Source organism: Lysobacter humi (ex Lee et al. 2017) (genome assembly GCF_054781815.1).
The window spans coordinates 344,184-359,584 of record NZ_BAAGTR010000009.1; the positions used below are offsets into that span (position 1 = coordinate 344,184).

Here is a 15,401-nt window from a genome sequence, read left to right on the forward strand (position 1 = left end):
CCATGAGCTCGCCTGCCGACCGCCTGCCCGAGACCACCGCCGAAGCCGCGACCCCGCTGCGCTTCGTCACCGCCGCCAGCCTGTTCGACGGCCACGACGCCGCCATCAACATCATGCGCCGCCTGATCCAGGGGCAGGGCGCCGAGGTGATCCACCTCGGCCACAACCGCTCGGTGGAGGACGTCGTGCGCGCCGCGCTGCAGGAGGACGCCGACGGCATCGCGCTCTCGTCCTACCAGGGCGGCCACGTCGAGTACTTCAAGTACATGGTCGACATGCTGAAGGAGCGCGGCGCCGGCCACATCCGCGTCTTCGGCGGCGGCGGCGGCACGATCACCCCCGAGGAGATCCGCGAGCTGCAGGCCTACGGCGTGGAGCGCATCTACCACCCGAACGACGGCATGCACATGGGCCTGGTCGCGATGATCGAGGACGTGATCCGCCGCGCCTCGCAGGCGCGCGTGGACAACCCGCCGCCCGCGCAGAACCCCGGCATCGAGGACGAGATCTCGCTGGGCCGCATGCTCTCGGCGATCGAGGAGGGCGCGCTCGACGAGGCGCAGCTCGCGCACCTGCGCAAGCAGTGGCAGCTCGCGGGCAGCCGCACGCCCGTCGTCGGCATCACCGGCACTGGCGGCGCCGGCAAGAGCTCGGTCACCGACGAGCTGCTCAACCGCTTCCTCGCCAACTTCCCCGAGATGCGCATCGCGGTGATCTCGGTCGACCCCACCCGCCGCCGCACCGGCGGCGCGCTGCTGGGCGACCGCATCCGCATGAACTCGCTGCGCAGCCCGCGCGTCTACATGCGCTCGATGGCCACGCGCCGCCAGCACGCCGCCACCAATGCGGTGCTGCGCGACTGCATCGGCTTCCTGAAGGGCATCGGCTACGACCTCGTCATCGTCGAGACCGCCGGCATCGGCCAGTCCGACTCGGAGATCGTCGACCTCGTCGACTTCCCGATGTACGTGATGACGAGCGACTTCGGCGCCCCGAGCCAGCTCGAGAAGATCGACATGCTCGACTACGCCGAGCTCGTCGTGCTCAACAAGTTCGACAAGCGCGGCGCCGAGGACGCCCTGCGCGACGTGCGCAAGCAGTGGAAGCGCAACCGCGTGAAGTTCGACCTCAAGGACGAGGACGTGCCGGTTTACCCGACGATCGCCTCGCAGTTCAATGACCCCGGCATCAGCTGGATGTTCGCCAACCTCTGCCGCCTGCTGCGCGAGAAGCTGCAGCTGCCGGAGGAGAAGTGGACCCCGGACCTCGACACCTCGCTCAAGGAGCCGCGCGCCACGGTGCTGATCCCCGGCAGCCGCGTGCGCTACCTCGCCGAGATCGCCGAGCAGGGCCGCTCGATCAACCGCCAGATCGAGACGCAGGCCGAGATCGCCGACCGCGCGCAGTCGTATTGGCAGGCGCTCGAAGCCCTCGGCGACACCGCGCTGCCCAGGCCGCTCGACCTCTTCGCCGCCGAAGCCCTCACCGACGGCGGCGACAAAACGCTGCTCACGCTGCGCCAGCGCTACAACGACGCCATCCAGTCCCTCAGCGCCGAGGCGCGGAAGCTGCTGCGCGCCTGGCCCGCCCGCCTGAAGTCGATCATCGACGACGTCAACGAGTACACCGTCCGCGACAAGGTCATCCGCGTCGAGAACTACCGCGAATCCTTGAGCCACCAGAAGATCCCGAAGATCGCCGCGCCCACCTACAAGGGCTGGGGCGACCTGCTGGTCTTCCTGCAGAAGGAGAACCTGCCGGGCGAATACCCCTACACCGGCGGCGTCTACCCGTACCGCCGCACCGGCGAGGACCCGATCCGCATGTTCGCGGGCGAGGGCACGCCCGAGCGCACCAATCGCCGCTTCCACTACCTCTCGCTCGGCCAGCCCGCCGCGCGTCTGTCCACGGCGTTCGACAGCGTCACGCTGTACGGCGAGGACCCGGCGCCGCGCCCGGACATCTACGGGAAGATCGGCAACTCGGGCGTCAACATCCCCACGCTCGACGACATGAAGAAGCTGTACTCCGGCTTCGACCTGTGCGCGCCCACCACGTCCGTCTCGATGACGATCAACGGCCCCGCACCGATGATCCTCGCGATGTTCATGAACACCGCGATCGACCAGCAGGTGGAGAAGTACCTGCGCGAGGACGAAGCCCGCTGGCTCGCCGCCCGCGAGAAGATCGACGCGCTGTTCGAAGGCCGCGAGCGCCCCACCTACGCCGGCCCGCTGCCCGAAGGCAACGACGGCCTCGGCCTCGGCCTGCTGGGCGTCACCGGCGACGAAGTGGTCGAGCCCGAGGTCTATGAGCGCATCAAGGCGCAGACCCTGCAGACCGTGCGCGGCACCGTGCAGGCCGACATCCTCAAGGAGGACCAGGCGCAGAACACCTGCATCTTCAGCACCGAGTTCGCCCTGCGCATGATGGGCGACATCCAGCAGTACTTCGTGGACCGCAAGGTCCGCAACTTCTACTCGGTGAGCATCTCCGGTTATCACATCGCCGAAGCCGGCGCGAACCCGATCAGCCAGCTCGCCTTCACCCTGAGCAACGGCTTCACTATCGTCGAGTACTACCTCGCGCGGGGTATGAACATCGACGACTTCGCGCCCAACCTGTCGTTCTTCTTCTCAAACGGCATGGACCCGGAGTACACCGTCATCGGCCGCGTCGCCCGCCGCATCTGGGCCCGCGCCATGCGTGAGCGCTACGGCGCCTCCGCGCGCAGCCAGATGATGAAGTACCACATCCAGACCAGCGGCCGGTCCCTGCACGCGCAGGAGATCCAGTTCAACGACATCCGCACCACGCTGCAGGCGCTCTACGCGCTGTTCGACAACTGCAACTCCCTGCACACCAACGCCTACGACGAGGCCATCACCACGCCCACGGAAGAGAGCGTGCGCCGCGCCGTGGCGATCCAGATGATCATCAACAAGGAGCTGGGGCTGAACTTCAACGAGAACCCCTGGCAGGGCAGCTTCATCGTCGACAAGCTCACCGACATCGTCGAAGAAGCCGTCTACAAGGAGTTCGAAGCCATCTCCGAGCGCGGCGGCGTGCTGGGCGCTATGGACACCATGTACCAGCGCGGCAAGATCCAGGAAGAGTCGCTCTACTACGAGCACAAGAAGCACGACGGCTCGCTGCCGCTGGTGGGCGTCAACACCTTCCTCGGCAAGGACGGCCATAGCGATGTGGCCACCGAGATCGAGCTCATCCGCTCGACCGAGGAGGAGAAGGGCCAGCAGATCACCAACGTGGCCGGCTACCAGCAGAACCGGAACGCGCGGGCCGGGGAGGGCCTACGCTTCCTGCAGAAGACCGCCCGCGAGCGCCGCAACGTGTTCGAGGCGCTGATGGAGGCGGTAAAAACGCATTCGCTGGGGCAGATCAGCCATGCGTTGTATGACGTGGGTGGGGAGTACAGGCGGAATATGTGAACTTGTCTAAGCCGGAGCCCGCAATGCGGGCTTTGGTTTTATATGCATGCCATAAATCGGGGGGGCGATATGGCGATAACACTGCACGAATTGGCTCTCGCCTACCGCAAGGCGAAAGTCGACTATTACTACACCTCTCACAATGCGCTCGGACGGCTCCTTGAATATGAGTCAGAGCTCGACGCAAATCTTCGAGCGTTATTGGCTTGCCTAAACCAAGATGACGAGTCTTGGGTCAAGTTGCCTAATTTTGTTGGGGGCTGGACCGTCGCCACCAAGCGCGTTAAGTACGACCACGCCAACTCGGGCGAGGCCGCAAATGGCTTGATCTTCTCGTCGCCAGAGAGCGAGTGGACGCACATCTGTGAGCAGATGGAAGCCAAGTGCAGTGGTGCTAAACCCTGCGCAGAGTTCCGTGTCATGGCTGATGTGAGTGTCAACTTCCACGTTCTGTCAGCGCTATGGCTCTTTCGCGTAGGCAGTCAGTACGACGCCCGCCTTGGGGACTGTGCCTACGGCAATCGCTTACGACGCGCAAAGTCGGGGAAAGCTAACCCGCTGTCGTTAGGGTCTTTCAAGCCGTATCTGACTCCGTTCAAACAGTGGAGAGACAACGGCCTTCGTGCGATGTCCTCAGCGCTCGAGGAGGACAAAGTAGTCGTCGCCATTACCGCCGACGTTAGCTCGTTTTACCACGAATTGAACCCCGACTTTTTGCTCGATGAGGGCTTCAACGCGAGGTTCGAATTCGACTTAGGAGAGGATGACCGCAAGCTGCATCGTCTGTTCATCTCTGCGCTTATCGCGTGGAGCAAAGCAACGCCTCTAGGAAAAGGATTGCCTGTTGGTTTGCCCGCGTCGGCAGTCGTGGCGAATGTTGCGCTTTTGGAGTTAGACCAAGTGGTCGAGCAGCACGTAGTGCCGCTCTATTACGGTCGCTACGTCGACGACATCATTCTAGTCATGGAGAACGGCTCTGATTTCAAGTCTACGACGGAGATTTGGGAATGGCTCTTTGACCGTGCCCAAGGAAAACTGAAGTGGAGCGATCAGCAGAAAACCAAGGTTTCCTTTTGCCCGCCCTACCTTCAAGGCAGTCGCGTCGAGTTTGCAAACGGGAAAAATAAGATTTTTGTTCTACGGGGTGCGAGCGGAAAAACGTTGCTGGCGTCTATTACTCGCCAAATCGCCGAGCGCGCTAGCGAGTGGCGGGCTATGCCAAATCTGCCATCTGAGGCGCGGCATGTAAGTACAGACTTGGTCGCGGCGACGCAGAGCGACGGAGAGATCGCTGACAACCTGCGGAAAGCGGATCTGCTATCGATGCGGCGGGCGGGGTTCGCAATCAAGTTGCGCGACTTCGAGGCTTACGAGCGGGACCTAGAGCCTGACGCTTGGCAGGGCCACCGACACGCATTCTTCGACGCTTTTATTCAACATGTTTTGGTGCTCCCTCACTTCTTCGACTTAGAGATCTATCTGCCCCGAGTGGTCAAGTTGGCGACTGCGTGTGCGGACTTCGCTAAGTTGCGGCAAATCATCGATGCGCTCGATCAGCTAATTCGTAAGGTCGAGCTAAGCTGCGTCAGCACGCTGAAATCGTGCGATGAATCTGACTGCCCTAGTCACGATGAGATCGTCCATCGGTGGCGACTTCGCCTCTGTACTGCCGTTGACCAGGCGATCACCGCCGCCTTTCCAGTCCGCCTGTCCCGTGGTGAGAAAGATGGTTGGAACGCCTCGATGGCCGATGTGGCCTTGCCGCTGGGCACATCGATAAGTGCGCGGAAAGCGCAGCATGTTCGATGGTTCGCGCACGATCTAGCGCACACGCCCCTGCGTTTTATTGGTTTGCCGCGCGAAATGATTACGCATCGTGGCGTGCCAAGCAGAAAGTCGTTGGCGGTTGTTTCTCCACCAGTATCGCTTGAGCCCACTGACGCATGGTTCGGTGTCTTCGATCTGTGTTTGTCTCTTGGATTTCCCAAGAACCGGGCGCCCATCGGCTTTCTCTTTGCGACGCGGCCGTTTGGACTAGCCGAGCTCTATCTTCTGCCGCTCGATCCATTGGTTAGATCCAACCAGCCACGGATCAGTGCCATCGTGCTCGCGCTGCGAGGGTTCGAGCTTGCTGCTGACCTGCCGTTCATAGACAGCAAGGGCATTCTTGCGCTGGATGTTCCGGATCGGCTCCCCAGCCCACTTCCAAGTCAGACCATCGCGGTGTCTAGCTGGAAAACTGATCTCGCGAGCTGGACGGCTGCCGTGGTCCGATCTCCAGACCCTAAGGGGCTGGAGCGCTACTCGCGAGTCACGCAGCTCATAAATGGGTTGCTATCGGATCGGAGTCGCCCCTCCTATGCGATCTTTCCTGAGCTGTCGATTCCGCTACGTTGGTTCATGCGCATATCGCAGAAGCTGCAAGGGCGGGGGATCAGCTTGGTAGCAGGAGTTGAGTACTTGCACGCCGGGCGCAGCCGCGTCGGGCACCAGGTTTGGACGTCGCTGAGCCACCACAGCTTGGGGTTTCGGTCCGCCATGATTTATCGGCAGGACAAACAACGCCCTGCATTTCACGAAGAGCAAGAGTTGTATCGCGTCGGCGGCGTCAAACTCGCCCCAGAGAAGCGTTGGACATCGCCGCCCGTGATCCAGCATGGAACATTCCGGTTCGCCATCTTGGTGTGTAGCGAACTCACCAACATCTCTTATCGCGCTTCGCTGCGTGGCGAAATCGATGCTCTAGTTGTTCCCGAATGGAATCCTGACACTGAGACCTTCAACTCGTTGGTCGAGTCGGCCGCGCTCGATATGCACGCGTATGTTGTGCAGTGCAACGATCGTAGTTATGGCGACAGCCGCATTCGAGCGCCCGCGAAGGAGAGCTGGCAGCGCGATATTCTGCGCGTGAAGGGCGGATTGACCGACTACTTCGTTACCGGTGTGATTGAGATAGATGCACTTCGGCGATTTCAGTCAAGCCACCGGTCGCCGTCTGCACCTTATAAGCCAGTGCCTGATGGCTTTACTGTCGCATTCGGGCGCAAGTTGCTGCCAACGGGGAGATAGAGGTCAGAGTGCAGAAAGGGGTCAGGTTCTATGTCCCGCTGATCGGCGGGGCTGGGGCCCGAGGGAAAAAGGGGTCAGGTTCAATTTCTCACTAGCGTCCTTGGCCTCCCGGCGGGCCGCACCTGTAGGGCGCGGCCGGTCAGCCCCTCGATCTGTTTCCTGAAGCGGTCGCTGCCCCATGGCTTCTGTTGACGCGTGTGGGGAAAACGGGGTCAGGTTCACTTACCCGGCCGTAGGGCCGATCCGAGCCGGACGATGCGCCGGCCGCACCCCGGCAAAGCGTTGCGTCTTCGCCTCCACCATCGCCCGGAAGTCATCGCGGCCGTAGGCGCGTTGTTGCTGCAGGTAGGCACGGATGGCGGCGAGGTCGTGCTCCGCCAGCGCTTCCGACAGGAGCGCGCGGTACACGGCGCCTCGCAGGGGAAAAAAGGGGTCAGGTTCCATTTCTCGGGAAAACGGAGTCAGGTTCCATTTCTCGGGAAAACGGGGTCAGGTTCACTTACCCGGCCGTAGGGCCGATCCGAGCCGGACGATGCGCCGGCCGCACCCCGGCAAAGCGTTGCGTCTTCGCCTCCACCATCGCCCGGAAGTCATCGCGGCCGTGGGCGCGTTGTTGCTGCAGGTAGGCGCGGATAGCCGCGAGGTCGTGCTCGGCCAGCGCCTCCGACAGGAGCGCCCGGTACGCGGCGCCTCGCAGGGAATCCGTGGCGCCGAGCGCGATCTGCGTCGGGTGCAGCGTGAGGCGTGGATCGCGGCGCAGTCCGCACAGGGCGGCGCAACTCGACCATGGGTAGGCCGCCGGATCGTCCGTCATGCGCGCGCGTACCGGGTTCAGGTCGATGTAACGCACGCAGCGCAGGAAATAGTGGTCGCTGTCGACCCGGCAGGCCATGTAGCGCCCCTCCCACAAGGTCCCCGTCCAGGCGTGGCGGGCGTTGAACTGCCCAACGTATCGGCGCCCGAGCTTCTGCATCATCCGGCGGACGCCGACGCCGCCGCTGTCCGCTGGCGTGACCAGCAGATGGACGTGGTTGTCCATGAGGACGTAGGCGTGCAGCCGGCAGCGCTCGGCGCCCAGCGCGTCGCGCAGCAGGTGGAGGTAGTGCGCACGGTCGTCATCGTCGAGGAAGCATGGCAGGCGGTTGTTGCCGCGCCGCACGACGTGTCGCGGGATGCCAGGCAGGTCGAGACGTGGGAGGCGGGCCATCGGCATACCTCGCGATGCGGCAGACGGCCTCGGCACAGGGCGGCGGCGATCGCGGTTGTAGGTCGAACCCGAAATGCGCGTCGGAAGTGAACCTGACCTCGTTCAACCAGTCGGTGGCGGGGTCTCAAGTTTACCGGGCGAGTTGTCATCCCTTCCTGGCCCCGAACCCCATCTTTCTCCGTTTTCGGGTTGTTGCGGTGCGGCGTGCCTGCGACGGCGATCACGCCTAACGTACAGTCGCGGTTCAGGAATCGTTGAGCCGCGGGCCGAAGGGATCTGCCGGGTGTAGGGGAGATGGGCCAAACGGCAGGGCAGGGATCGGTCCAGTGCATTTCACGCAATGCAACTGCGCAGCGCGTCGGCCGCTTTGGTGGCGCATCTGCACCCTCCGACCATGTCAAAAGGATTGAACATGAATCTCCGAATCTCCCTGCTGTCGGCGTCCGTCGGCGCCTCGCTGTTGTGCACGACTACCGCGGCCTTCGGGGCGGATTTCCGCACCGTCGCGCGTCCCGTGGAGGGCCAGTACATCGTGGTGCTCAAGGCCAATTCGGCCCGGCTGATGAGCGAATCGAATCGCGCGGCACGCGTCCCGGCCGTCGCCAGCGAGATGGCCACGCGTCACCGCGTCACTGTCCTCAAGAGCTTCGAGCACGCATTGCGCGGCTTCGTCGCGCGCGCCGACGACGCTGCACTCGCGCGCCTGCTCGCCGATCCGCGCGTGGAGTACGTCGAGGAGGACGGCATCGTCTATGCCACCGCGACGCAAAGCGGGGCCACTTGGGGCCTCGACCGGGTCGACCAGCGCGACCTGCCGTTGAGCGGCACCTACACCTACGACACCACCGCGTCCGGCGTGCATGCCTACATCATCGACACGGGCGTGCTCGGCACCCACAGCCAGTTCAGCGGTCGCATGGGAAATGGCTACACCGCCATCAGTGACGGTCGCGGCACCACCGACTGCAACGGCCACGGCACCCATGTAGCGGGCACCGTCGGCGGCACGACGCACGGCGTCGCCAAGGGCGTGACCATCCACCCGGTGCGCGTGCTGGGCTGCACCGGTTCGGGCACCAACTCCGGCGTGATCGCCGGCATGGACTGGGTCACCGCCAATCACGTCAAGCCGGCCGTCGCCAACATGAGCCTGGGTGGCGGTGCCTCCTCGACGACCGACGCCGCGGTTGCACGGATGACCAGTGCAGGCGTGACCGTGGTGGTCGCGGCGGGCAACGACAACTCCAACGCCTGCAACTACTCGCCGGCGCGCGCGGCCTCGGCGATCACGGTCGGCTCGACCACGAGCACTGATGCACGTTCATCGTTCTCCAACTACGGCACGTGCCTGGACATCTTCGCGCCGGGCTCGTCGATCACGTCCGCGTGGTACACGAGCACGACGGCGACGAACACCATCAGCGGCACCTCGATGGCCTCGCCGCACGTGGCGGGGGCGGCGGCGCTCTATCTGGCGGCGAACCCGACGGCGACCCCGAGCCAGGTGACCGCGGCACTCAACAACGCCTCCACGCCTAACAAGGTCACCAGCGCCGGCAGCGGCTCGCCCAACCGGCTCCTCTACACCCTGAGCGGCAGCGTGCCGCCGCCGCCGCCGGGCACGACGTACACCAACAGCGCCGATTACCCGATCAACGACAACGCTACGGTCAACAGCCCCATCACGGTGTCCGGCCGCTCGGGCAATGCCTCCAGCAGCGTGCCGGTCACCGTCAACATCGTGCACACCTACATCGCTGATCTGAAGGTCGACCTGGTCGCGCCCGATGGCAGCGTCTACGTGCTGCACAACCGCACGGGCGGCAGTGCCGACAACATTAACCAGACCTACACGGTGAACCTGTCGAGCGAGGCGCTTAACGGCACGTGGAACCTGCGCGTGAACGACAACGCCAACCTGGACACCGGCTACATCAACAGCTGGAGCGTCACGTTCTGAGATGCGTGGTCACGCGTCGTGACATGGACCCCGGCCTCGTGCCGGGGTCTTTTTGGTCTGAGGAGTGAGCTAACGGGGTCAGGTTCACTTACCCAACTAACGGGTAGGAAAAAAGGCGTCGGGTTCCATTTCTCGCAGACCGCGGGCACCGACGCAGGTGCCCCGCGCACACGGGGCGTACGAGGCACGCACAGCAGCCTACCCGTCGACGCCGTCCGCCAGGAACGGGTAGTCGACGTAGCCCTCGGCGCCGCCGCCGTAGAACGTCTGCGGGTTCGGCGCGTTGAGCGGCGCGTTCTCGCGGAACCGGCGGACGAGATCGGGGTTGGCGAGGAAGGGCACGCCGAAGGCGACCGCGTCCGCATGACCTTCGCGCACCGCCGCTTCGGCCATTTCCTGGTCGTAGCCGTTGTTCACGATCCAGGCGCCGCGGAACTTCGCGCGCAGGGCGGCGTAGTCGAACGGGAGGTTGTCGCGCGGGCCGCCCGTGGCGCCTTCGATCACGTGCACGAAGGCGATGCCCAGGCTGTCGAGCCGCTCGACCGCGCGCTCGAACAGCGGTTGCGGATCGCTGTCGCGCAGGTCGCTCGCCGGCGTGACCGGCGACAGACGAACCCCCGTGCGGTCGGCGCCGATTTCGTCGGTCACGGCCTGCACCACTTCGAACAGGAAGCGGGTGCGGTTCTCGATCGAACCGCCGTACGCGTCCCCGCGCCGGTTCGCGCCGTCGCGCAGGAACTGGTCGATCAGGTAGCCGTTGGCGCCATGGACTTCCACGCCGTCGAAGCCCGCGTCGATCGCATTGCGCGCGGCGCGGCGGAAGTCGTCGACGATGCCCGGGATCTCCTCGAGCGCGAGCTCGCGTGGCGCGGATACGTCCACGCGCCCCTCGGCGGTGAACGTCTGCGTGTTCGCGCGGACGGCACTGGGTGCGACCGGCACCTCGCCGGGCGGCAGGAGCGAGGTATGCGACACGCGGCCGACATGCCACAGCTGGACCACGATGCGGCCGCCACGACGGTGCACCTCGTCGGTGACGCGGCGCCAGCCGGCGACCTGCTCCTCGGTGTAGATGCCCGGCGTGGCGATGTAGCCCTGCGCGAGCACGCTGACCTGCGTCGCCTCGGTGATGATCAAGCCGGCCGTGGCGCGTTGGCCGTAGTACTCCGCGGCGAGCGGGCCGGGCACGAGGCCCGCGGCGGCGCGACTGCGGGTCAGCGGGGCCATGACCATCCGGTTGGCGAGGTCGATCGCGCCGATGCGGATGGGGGTGAACAGCGAGGGTTCGGTGGAAGCAGGGGAGGACGGTGCGGTCATCGGATCTCTCGGACTCGGGGCAATCACACACCGTGGGGGCGCCAGAGGCCTGTTGCGCCCTGCAGGATCGCGACGCAGCGTTGCGCGGTGGCGAGAACCAGGGGTCCGCGGCTAACGGGGTCGGCTAAAGGGGTCAGGTTTACTTACCCCATCGTAGGAAAGACGCGAGCAGGACGATGCGCAGGCCGCACACTGGCAGAGCGTCGCGTCTTGGCCTCGACCATCGCCCGGAAGCCATCGCGGCCGTACGCGCGTTGTTGCTGCGGGTACGCGCGGACGGCGGCGACGTCGTGCTCGGCCAGCGCTTCTGACAGCAGCGCCCGGTAAGCGGCGCCTCGCAGGGAATCCGTGGCGCCGGGGAAATGGGGAAATGGGGTCAGGTTCCCTTTCCGACTAGTGCTTTCGTCGGAAGTGGACCTGACCCATTCGCGGGGTCGCTGCACCGACCGACACGGGCTCGAAGCCTTAAGCTTTCCGGGCCGCCGTGGGGACGGCGGCCTACGACCCCGCAACACCACCAGGGGAAACCGATGGAACTGCAGAACCCGTACAACGCCGGCGACGCCGTCGTTGCCCAAGTACCGCGCCCGCTCACTGCCGCCGACAACGCCGGCAAGGGCCGACGATTCCTCACGATGCTGATCGACTACGCGGTCTACTTCGTGCTGGTGATAGCGGTGATGATCCCGGTGATCGCCGTCGCCGGCGAGGATGCCGTGCAGGGCGCACGCGCCTACGCGGTCAGCATCCCCGTGTTCCTGCTCTACTGGACGCTGTTCGAAGCGATCTTCGGGCGCACGGTCGGCAAGTTCATCTGCGGCACGCGCGTGGTGACCGAGAAGGGCGGCGCGCCGTCGTTCGGCCAGGCGCTTGGCCGCACGTGTTCCCGCATGATCCCGTTCGAGGCGTTCTCGGTGCTCTTCAGCGAGGACGGCACCGGCTGGCACGACACGATCCCGAAGACGCGCGTGGTTCGCGCGCGCTGATCGCCGGCGCGACAGGTAGGGAGGCCCGCTTCGGCGGGCTTCTCTGCTTTGGGTTGTAACGCAGCGTGCGATGGGGCCTCCCAAGTGGGCCCTCGGCTTTTAGACGTTGCGTCCGCGGGAGCAGGGGCAGAGTCGAATTCCGGGGCTGGTAACGAGGTCAGGGTCACGCCCACGATTGGCCTTACGCGTTGCCTTGCGCTGCGCTGGAAGTGCGTAGCGGCGATCCGTTCATGAGTAGCGCTGCAGTGCAGCAGCAGCCCTCGAAACGCGAGGGGTCTGCAGCTCGGTGGCACGAGTGGCTAGCGCGGCGAGCAGGTCCCGCTTTCGCATGTCGCCGATCGGCGCGTATGTATCGCTCCGGCGTATCCAATCGTCGACTGCTGCGAGCCACCAGTTCGTGTGCTCCGGTGGGACATGAAGTGCGAGCAGCTGGTCGAGACGATCCCAGAGGCCACCGATGCAAAGCAGCGTGCGAAGATGCTGCAGTCGAGCCTGCCGCGCCTCGCCCGATGCGAGAACGCTAAGGATCAGTGCGTTGTCGAGCCAAATGGCGCTCTCGCGCACGGCGTCAGCGAGCGTGGCGATGACCCGCCGCCCGCCCATATCGAGTAGCCCTGCGAGTTCTGCCGGCGAGATCGGTGCACTTAAGTGGAGCACGCCTCGGAGCGCCAGCTGACGAACCTGCGAACGTGCAGCCGTTAGCAACGGGCGGAACCTCGGATCGTCTTCCTCCTCGGGAGCTTCCGATAGCGACGCCAGTGCGCCCAGTGGGAAGGGCAAGCCTGCTCGGTCGAGGGCGCTCCTCCACTCGAGGCGGGGGTCGAGTCCTTTCTGACGCATGAGGTAGGCCGCGAGGCGGCGTACCCCGGCCGACCGATCGAGCAAGGCGCTCGGCAGCATCGATGCGGCAGCGGCTTGGTCTGTTCCTGAGAGGGTGCGCAGTGACTCCCGGCGGATCACGGGGTGAGGCGCGCGTAGCCCTGCCTTGGCGAGATCACCTAGGGACACCGGGTCGAGCGCGGTCTGGGCGCGGACAAGCGCATACAGGCCGATTCGTGGATCAGGCTGCAGCACTGCACTGACCCAGAGGTCGCCTCCGCGATCGATGGCCCGGCAGTACGCCCAATGCCGCATTACCGACGCGTTGCTCGCAAGAGCGGCTCGGAGGACCTCTGCGTTCGCCGGCAGGAGCATCCAGCCCTCTACAGCTTCTTCGAGCCACGGGTCTCCCGCCCGTTTGCGCTTCTGCAGGCGCAGCACGAGGGGCCAGGCGGCCAGGACGTCCACGGGCTGGCACAACGGGAGAAGCCGAACCACGGCGTCGCGCGCGGCAAAGCGAACGGGGGCGGCCCAGTCGTCGCAACGCACCAGTGCAGCCGCCAAGGTGAGGTAGGCGGGAAAGTCCGCCAAGCGCCATACCGCCTTCTGCCGTTCCCGCCCGTCGGGCTGGGCGCATGCGATGAAGAGCAGGGCATGACGCATCTCGTCCTGCACCGGGCAAGATGCAATGTGGCGCAGCGTGTGCGGCGACCATGCTGCGTAAACAGCGCCTCGATATGCGCGGAGCCGCCGATCGACATTGAGAAGTTCTTCTGCAGGCAGATGCAGAAGCTCGGCGACACCGCCGTCGGCTTTGACAGGGCGTAACGCGACATTCAGGGCGTCGCTCAGCAGCTGCGGTAAGGCGCCGCACGGGTCGTCACCCGGGATACGCGTCGCTCCGAACAGGGTGCGCCAGCTCATAGGGCTTTACGGAAAAGAACAGCCGCGAGAGTACTTCCTGAAGCAGCCGGATCCTTTGCTTTGCGCACGAAGCCTCTGCCACACTCGACCCCGCTCCGTCGCCCCGGCACGGACCACGCCACGGACCCGGCGGAGCAAGGACGCGCGGACATGAGTCCGCGTTCGCACACAGGGAAACATAAGGAGATGGACGTGTCGCAGAACCTGATTTCGCTCGAAGTGTCCCACCAGCAGCTCGATGCGGTGCGCAGTGCGCTCGACCAGATCGAGGCCGCGCTGCCGGGGCTGATCTCGCTAGACGCCGGCGACCGGAAGGGGCTGATGATCATGGGCCCGCGCTCGGAGCCGTTCGCCCGCCAGACGCTGCGCGTGCTCGAGCAGAACCCGAAGATCGTGCCGCCCAGCATGGACCTGGCCGGCGCACAGGCCGACCTCGCCGCCTACGACCGCCTGCGCCCCGTGCTCGAGCGCCTGCAGCGCCTGACCTCGCGGCTGAACGACACGGTGACGGCCCTCGGCAGCGACACCATGGACTTCGCTCTGGAGGGCTACGCGCAGATCAAGCTCTCCGGCGGCGCGCAGGGCCTCGACGAGCTTCGCCGCGAGCTGTCGGGCCGCTGGGCGAAGACGCGCCGCAAGGCCGCCGCCCCGGCCGCCGAGCCGGCCTGATCCCGCGTTCCACGCCGTTCCACAGGCCGCCTTCGGGCGGCCTGTTTCGTTTGGGGAAGCGGTCGCCGGCCTGTCGAAGGCCGGCAGGCCGCTTTCCGAATCGGTTCAAGGGTTCAGGCAGGCGCCACGAGGGCCATCGGAATCGGTCGAAACGCTTCCGGAAGCGTTCGGAGTGATTCCCGGGGCCGCCGCAACGCTTCCCGAAGCGGTCGATGCGATTCGCGGAGCGGTTCCACCGATTCGTGCAGCGATGGGTCGGTTTCGGGACGCGCGCGGAACGATCCGCCCGACGCTCCGCGCGTCATGACGCGTGAAGCGCCCCTGTCCGTCGCAGGGCATTTACGCCCGGGTGCAGGCAGGCCGAAAACGCTCGATCACAGGGGGCGTCGAGCCGATCCACGCTAGACGCCTTCACCCGGTGCTCGCGTTGCTGACGCGCATTGCGACAGCCGTCAGGCGCTCGGTGCCAATCGACGCTGCATTGAATGCGTCCCGCGCATGCTGCCGCCATGGCCCCGCATCACTCCTGCCTCCGAGGCATGCTCGCCGTCGTCGTCGCCCTGGCCTTCGCCGCCAGCGGGATCGCCGACGCCAAGCCGGGCAAGCACGGGCACGGCCACAAGCGTGGCCATGCGAAGGCGGGCAAGGCATGGAAGCACGCGGCACGGCATTTCCGTGCGCCCGACGGGCGTCGCGTCGTGGTGCTGCCGGCCCCGCGCCCGGTGCCCGCGCCGATCGCGATCGCGTCCTTGCGTGCGCGAAGCACCGCCGGGGCGGCGCCCACGTCACGCCCGGTGCCCGACGCGCGCCTGCCGCAGACCACGCGCGCGCCGGACGTCGCGAACGCGCCGCCCGCCGCGCGCACAGCGGCCCGCCGGCAGGCGGTGGACGAGTTCATCGCGCAACATCCGACACGTTGAGGTCGGGACCCGTCAGGTGGGCTGCGGCGCACCCCGGGCGCGGCCCACGAACGGCCGGTCAATGGGTTCGTGCCGTGACTC

At 65.6% G+C, this 15,401-nt stretch carries 10 protein-coding genes; 6 read left to right on the top strand and 4 right to left on the bottom strand.

Going from position 1 to position 15,401, the window contains the following annotated elements:
• The first annotated feature begins 2 nt into the window (after positions 1-2).
• Both ACYVJJ_RS08555 and ACYVJJ_RS08560 read left to right on the top strand, forming a co-directional pair.
• The gene (locus ACYVJJ_RS08555) at positions 3-3,449 is read left to right on the top strand and encodes a methylmalonyl-CoA mutase family protein (protein ID WP_460832714.1); all 3,447 of its coding nucleotides are present in this window, start codon (positions 3-5) and stop codon (positions 3,447-3,449) included.
• A 69-nt stretch (positions 3,450-3,518) separates the two neighbouring features.
• The gene (locus ACYVJJ_RS08560; protein ID WP_460832716.1) at positions 3,519-6,518 is read left to right on the top strand and encodes an RNA-directed DNA polymerase; all 3,000 of its coding nucleotides are present in this window, start codon (positions 3,519-3,521) and stop codon (positions 6,516-6,518) included.
• A gap of 222 nt (positions 6,519-6,740) precedes the next feature.
• Here ACYVJJ_RS08560 and ACYVJJ_RS08565 read toward each other — a convergent pair whose 3' ends face one another.
• The gene (locus tag ACYVJJ_RS08565; RefSeq protein ID WP_460832717.1) at positions 6,741-6,926 is read right to left on the bottom strand and encodes a hypothetical protein; all 186 of its coding nucleotides are present in this window, start codon (positions 6,924-6,926) and stop codon (positions 6,741-6,743) included.
• 91 nt (positions 6,927-7,017) lie between these two features.
• The gene (locus ACYVJJ_RS08570; protein ID WP_460832719.1) at positions 7,018-7,731 is read right to left on the bottom strand and encodes a transposase; all 714 of its coding nucleotides are present in this window, start codon (positions 7,729-7,731) and stop codon (positions 7,018-7,020) included.
• A 406-nt stretch (positions 7,732-8,137) separates the two neighbouring features.
• Between ACYVJJ_RS08570 and ACYVJJ_RS08575 the strand changes: the two genes are divergently transcribed.
• Positions 8,138-9,685: a S8 family serine peptidase gene (locus tag ACYVJJ_RS08575; RefSeq protein WP_460832721.1), complete on the top strand. Its 1,548-nt coding sequence runs from the start codon at positions 8,138-8,140 to the stop codon at positions 9,683-9,685.
• Positions 9,686-9,883: 198 nt separating this feature from the next.
• Here ACYVJJ_RS08575 and ACYVJJ_RS08580 read toward each other — a convergent pair whose 3' ends face one another.
• Entirely contained in the window at positions 9,884-11,002 is a 1,119-nt protein-coding gene (locus tag ACYVJJ_RS08580) for an alkene reductase (protein WP_460832722.1), read from the bottom strand.
• A 530-nt stretch (positions 11,003-11,532) separates the two neighbouring features.
• Between ACYVJJ_RS08580 and ACYVJJ_RS08585 the strand changes: the two genes are divergently transcribed.
• Positions 11,533-11,988: an RDD family protein gene (locus ACYVJJ_RS08585; RefSeq protein WP_460832724.1), complete on the top strand. Its 456-nt coding sequence runs from the start codon at positions 11,533-11,535 to the stop codon at positions 11,986-11,988.
• A 228-nt stretch (positions 11,989-12,216) separates the two neighbouring features.
• On the opposite strand, the gene ACYVJJ_RS08590 is transcribed toward ACYVJJ_RS08585, so the two are convergent.
• On the bottom strand, positions 12,217-13,731 hold the full coding sequence (locus tag ACYVJJ_RS08590) for a hypothetical protein (protein WP_460832726.1): 1,515 nt from the start codon (positions 13,729-13,731) through the stop codon (positions 12,217-12,219).
• A gap of 192 nt (positions 13,732-13,923) precedes the next feature.
• Here ACYVJJ_RS08590 and ACYVJJ_RS08595 point away from each other — a divergent pair, with 192 nt between their 5' ends.
• Positions 13,924-14,400: a hypothetical protein gene (locus ACYVJJ_RS08595; RefSeq protein ID WP_460832728.1), complete on the top strand. Its 477-nt coding sequence runs from the start codon at positions 13,924-13,926 to the stop codon at positions 14,398-14,400.
• A 539-nt stretch (positions 14,401-14,939) separates the two neighbouring features.
• Positions 14,940-15,320, top strand: a complete 381-nt coding sequence (locus ACYVJJ_RS08600; protein ID WP_460832729.1) for a hypothetical protein — start codon at positions 14,940-14,942, stop codon at positions 15,318-15,320.
• Positions 15,321-15,401 lie beyond the last annotated feature (81 nt).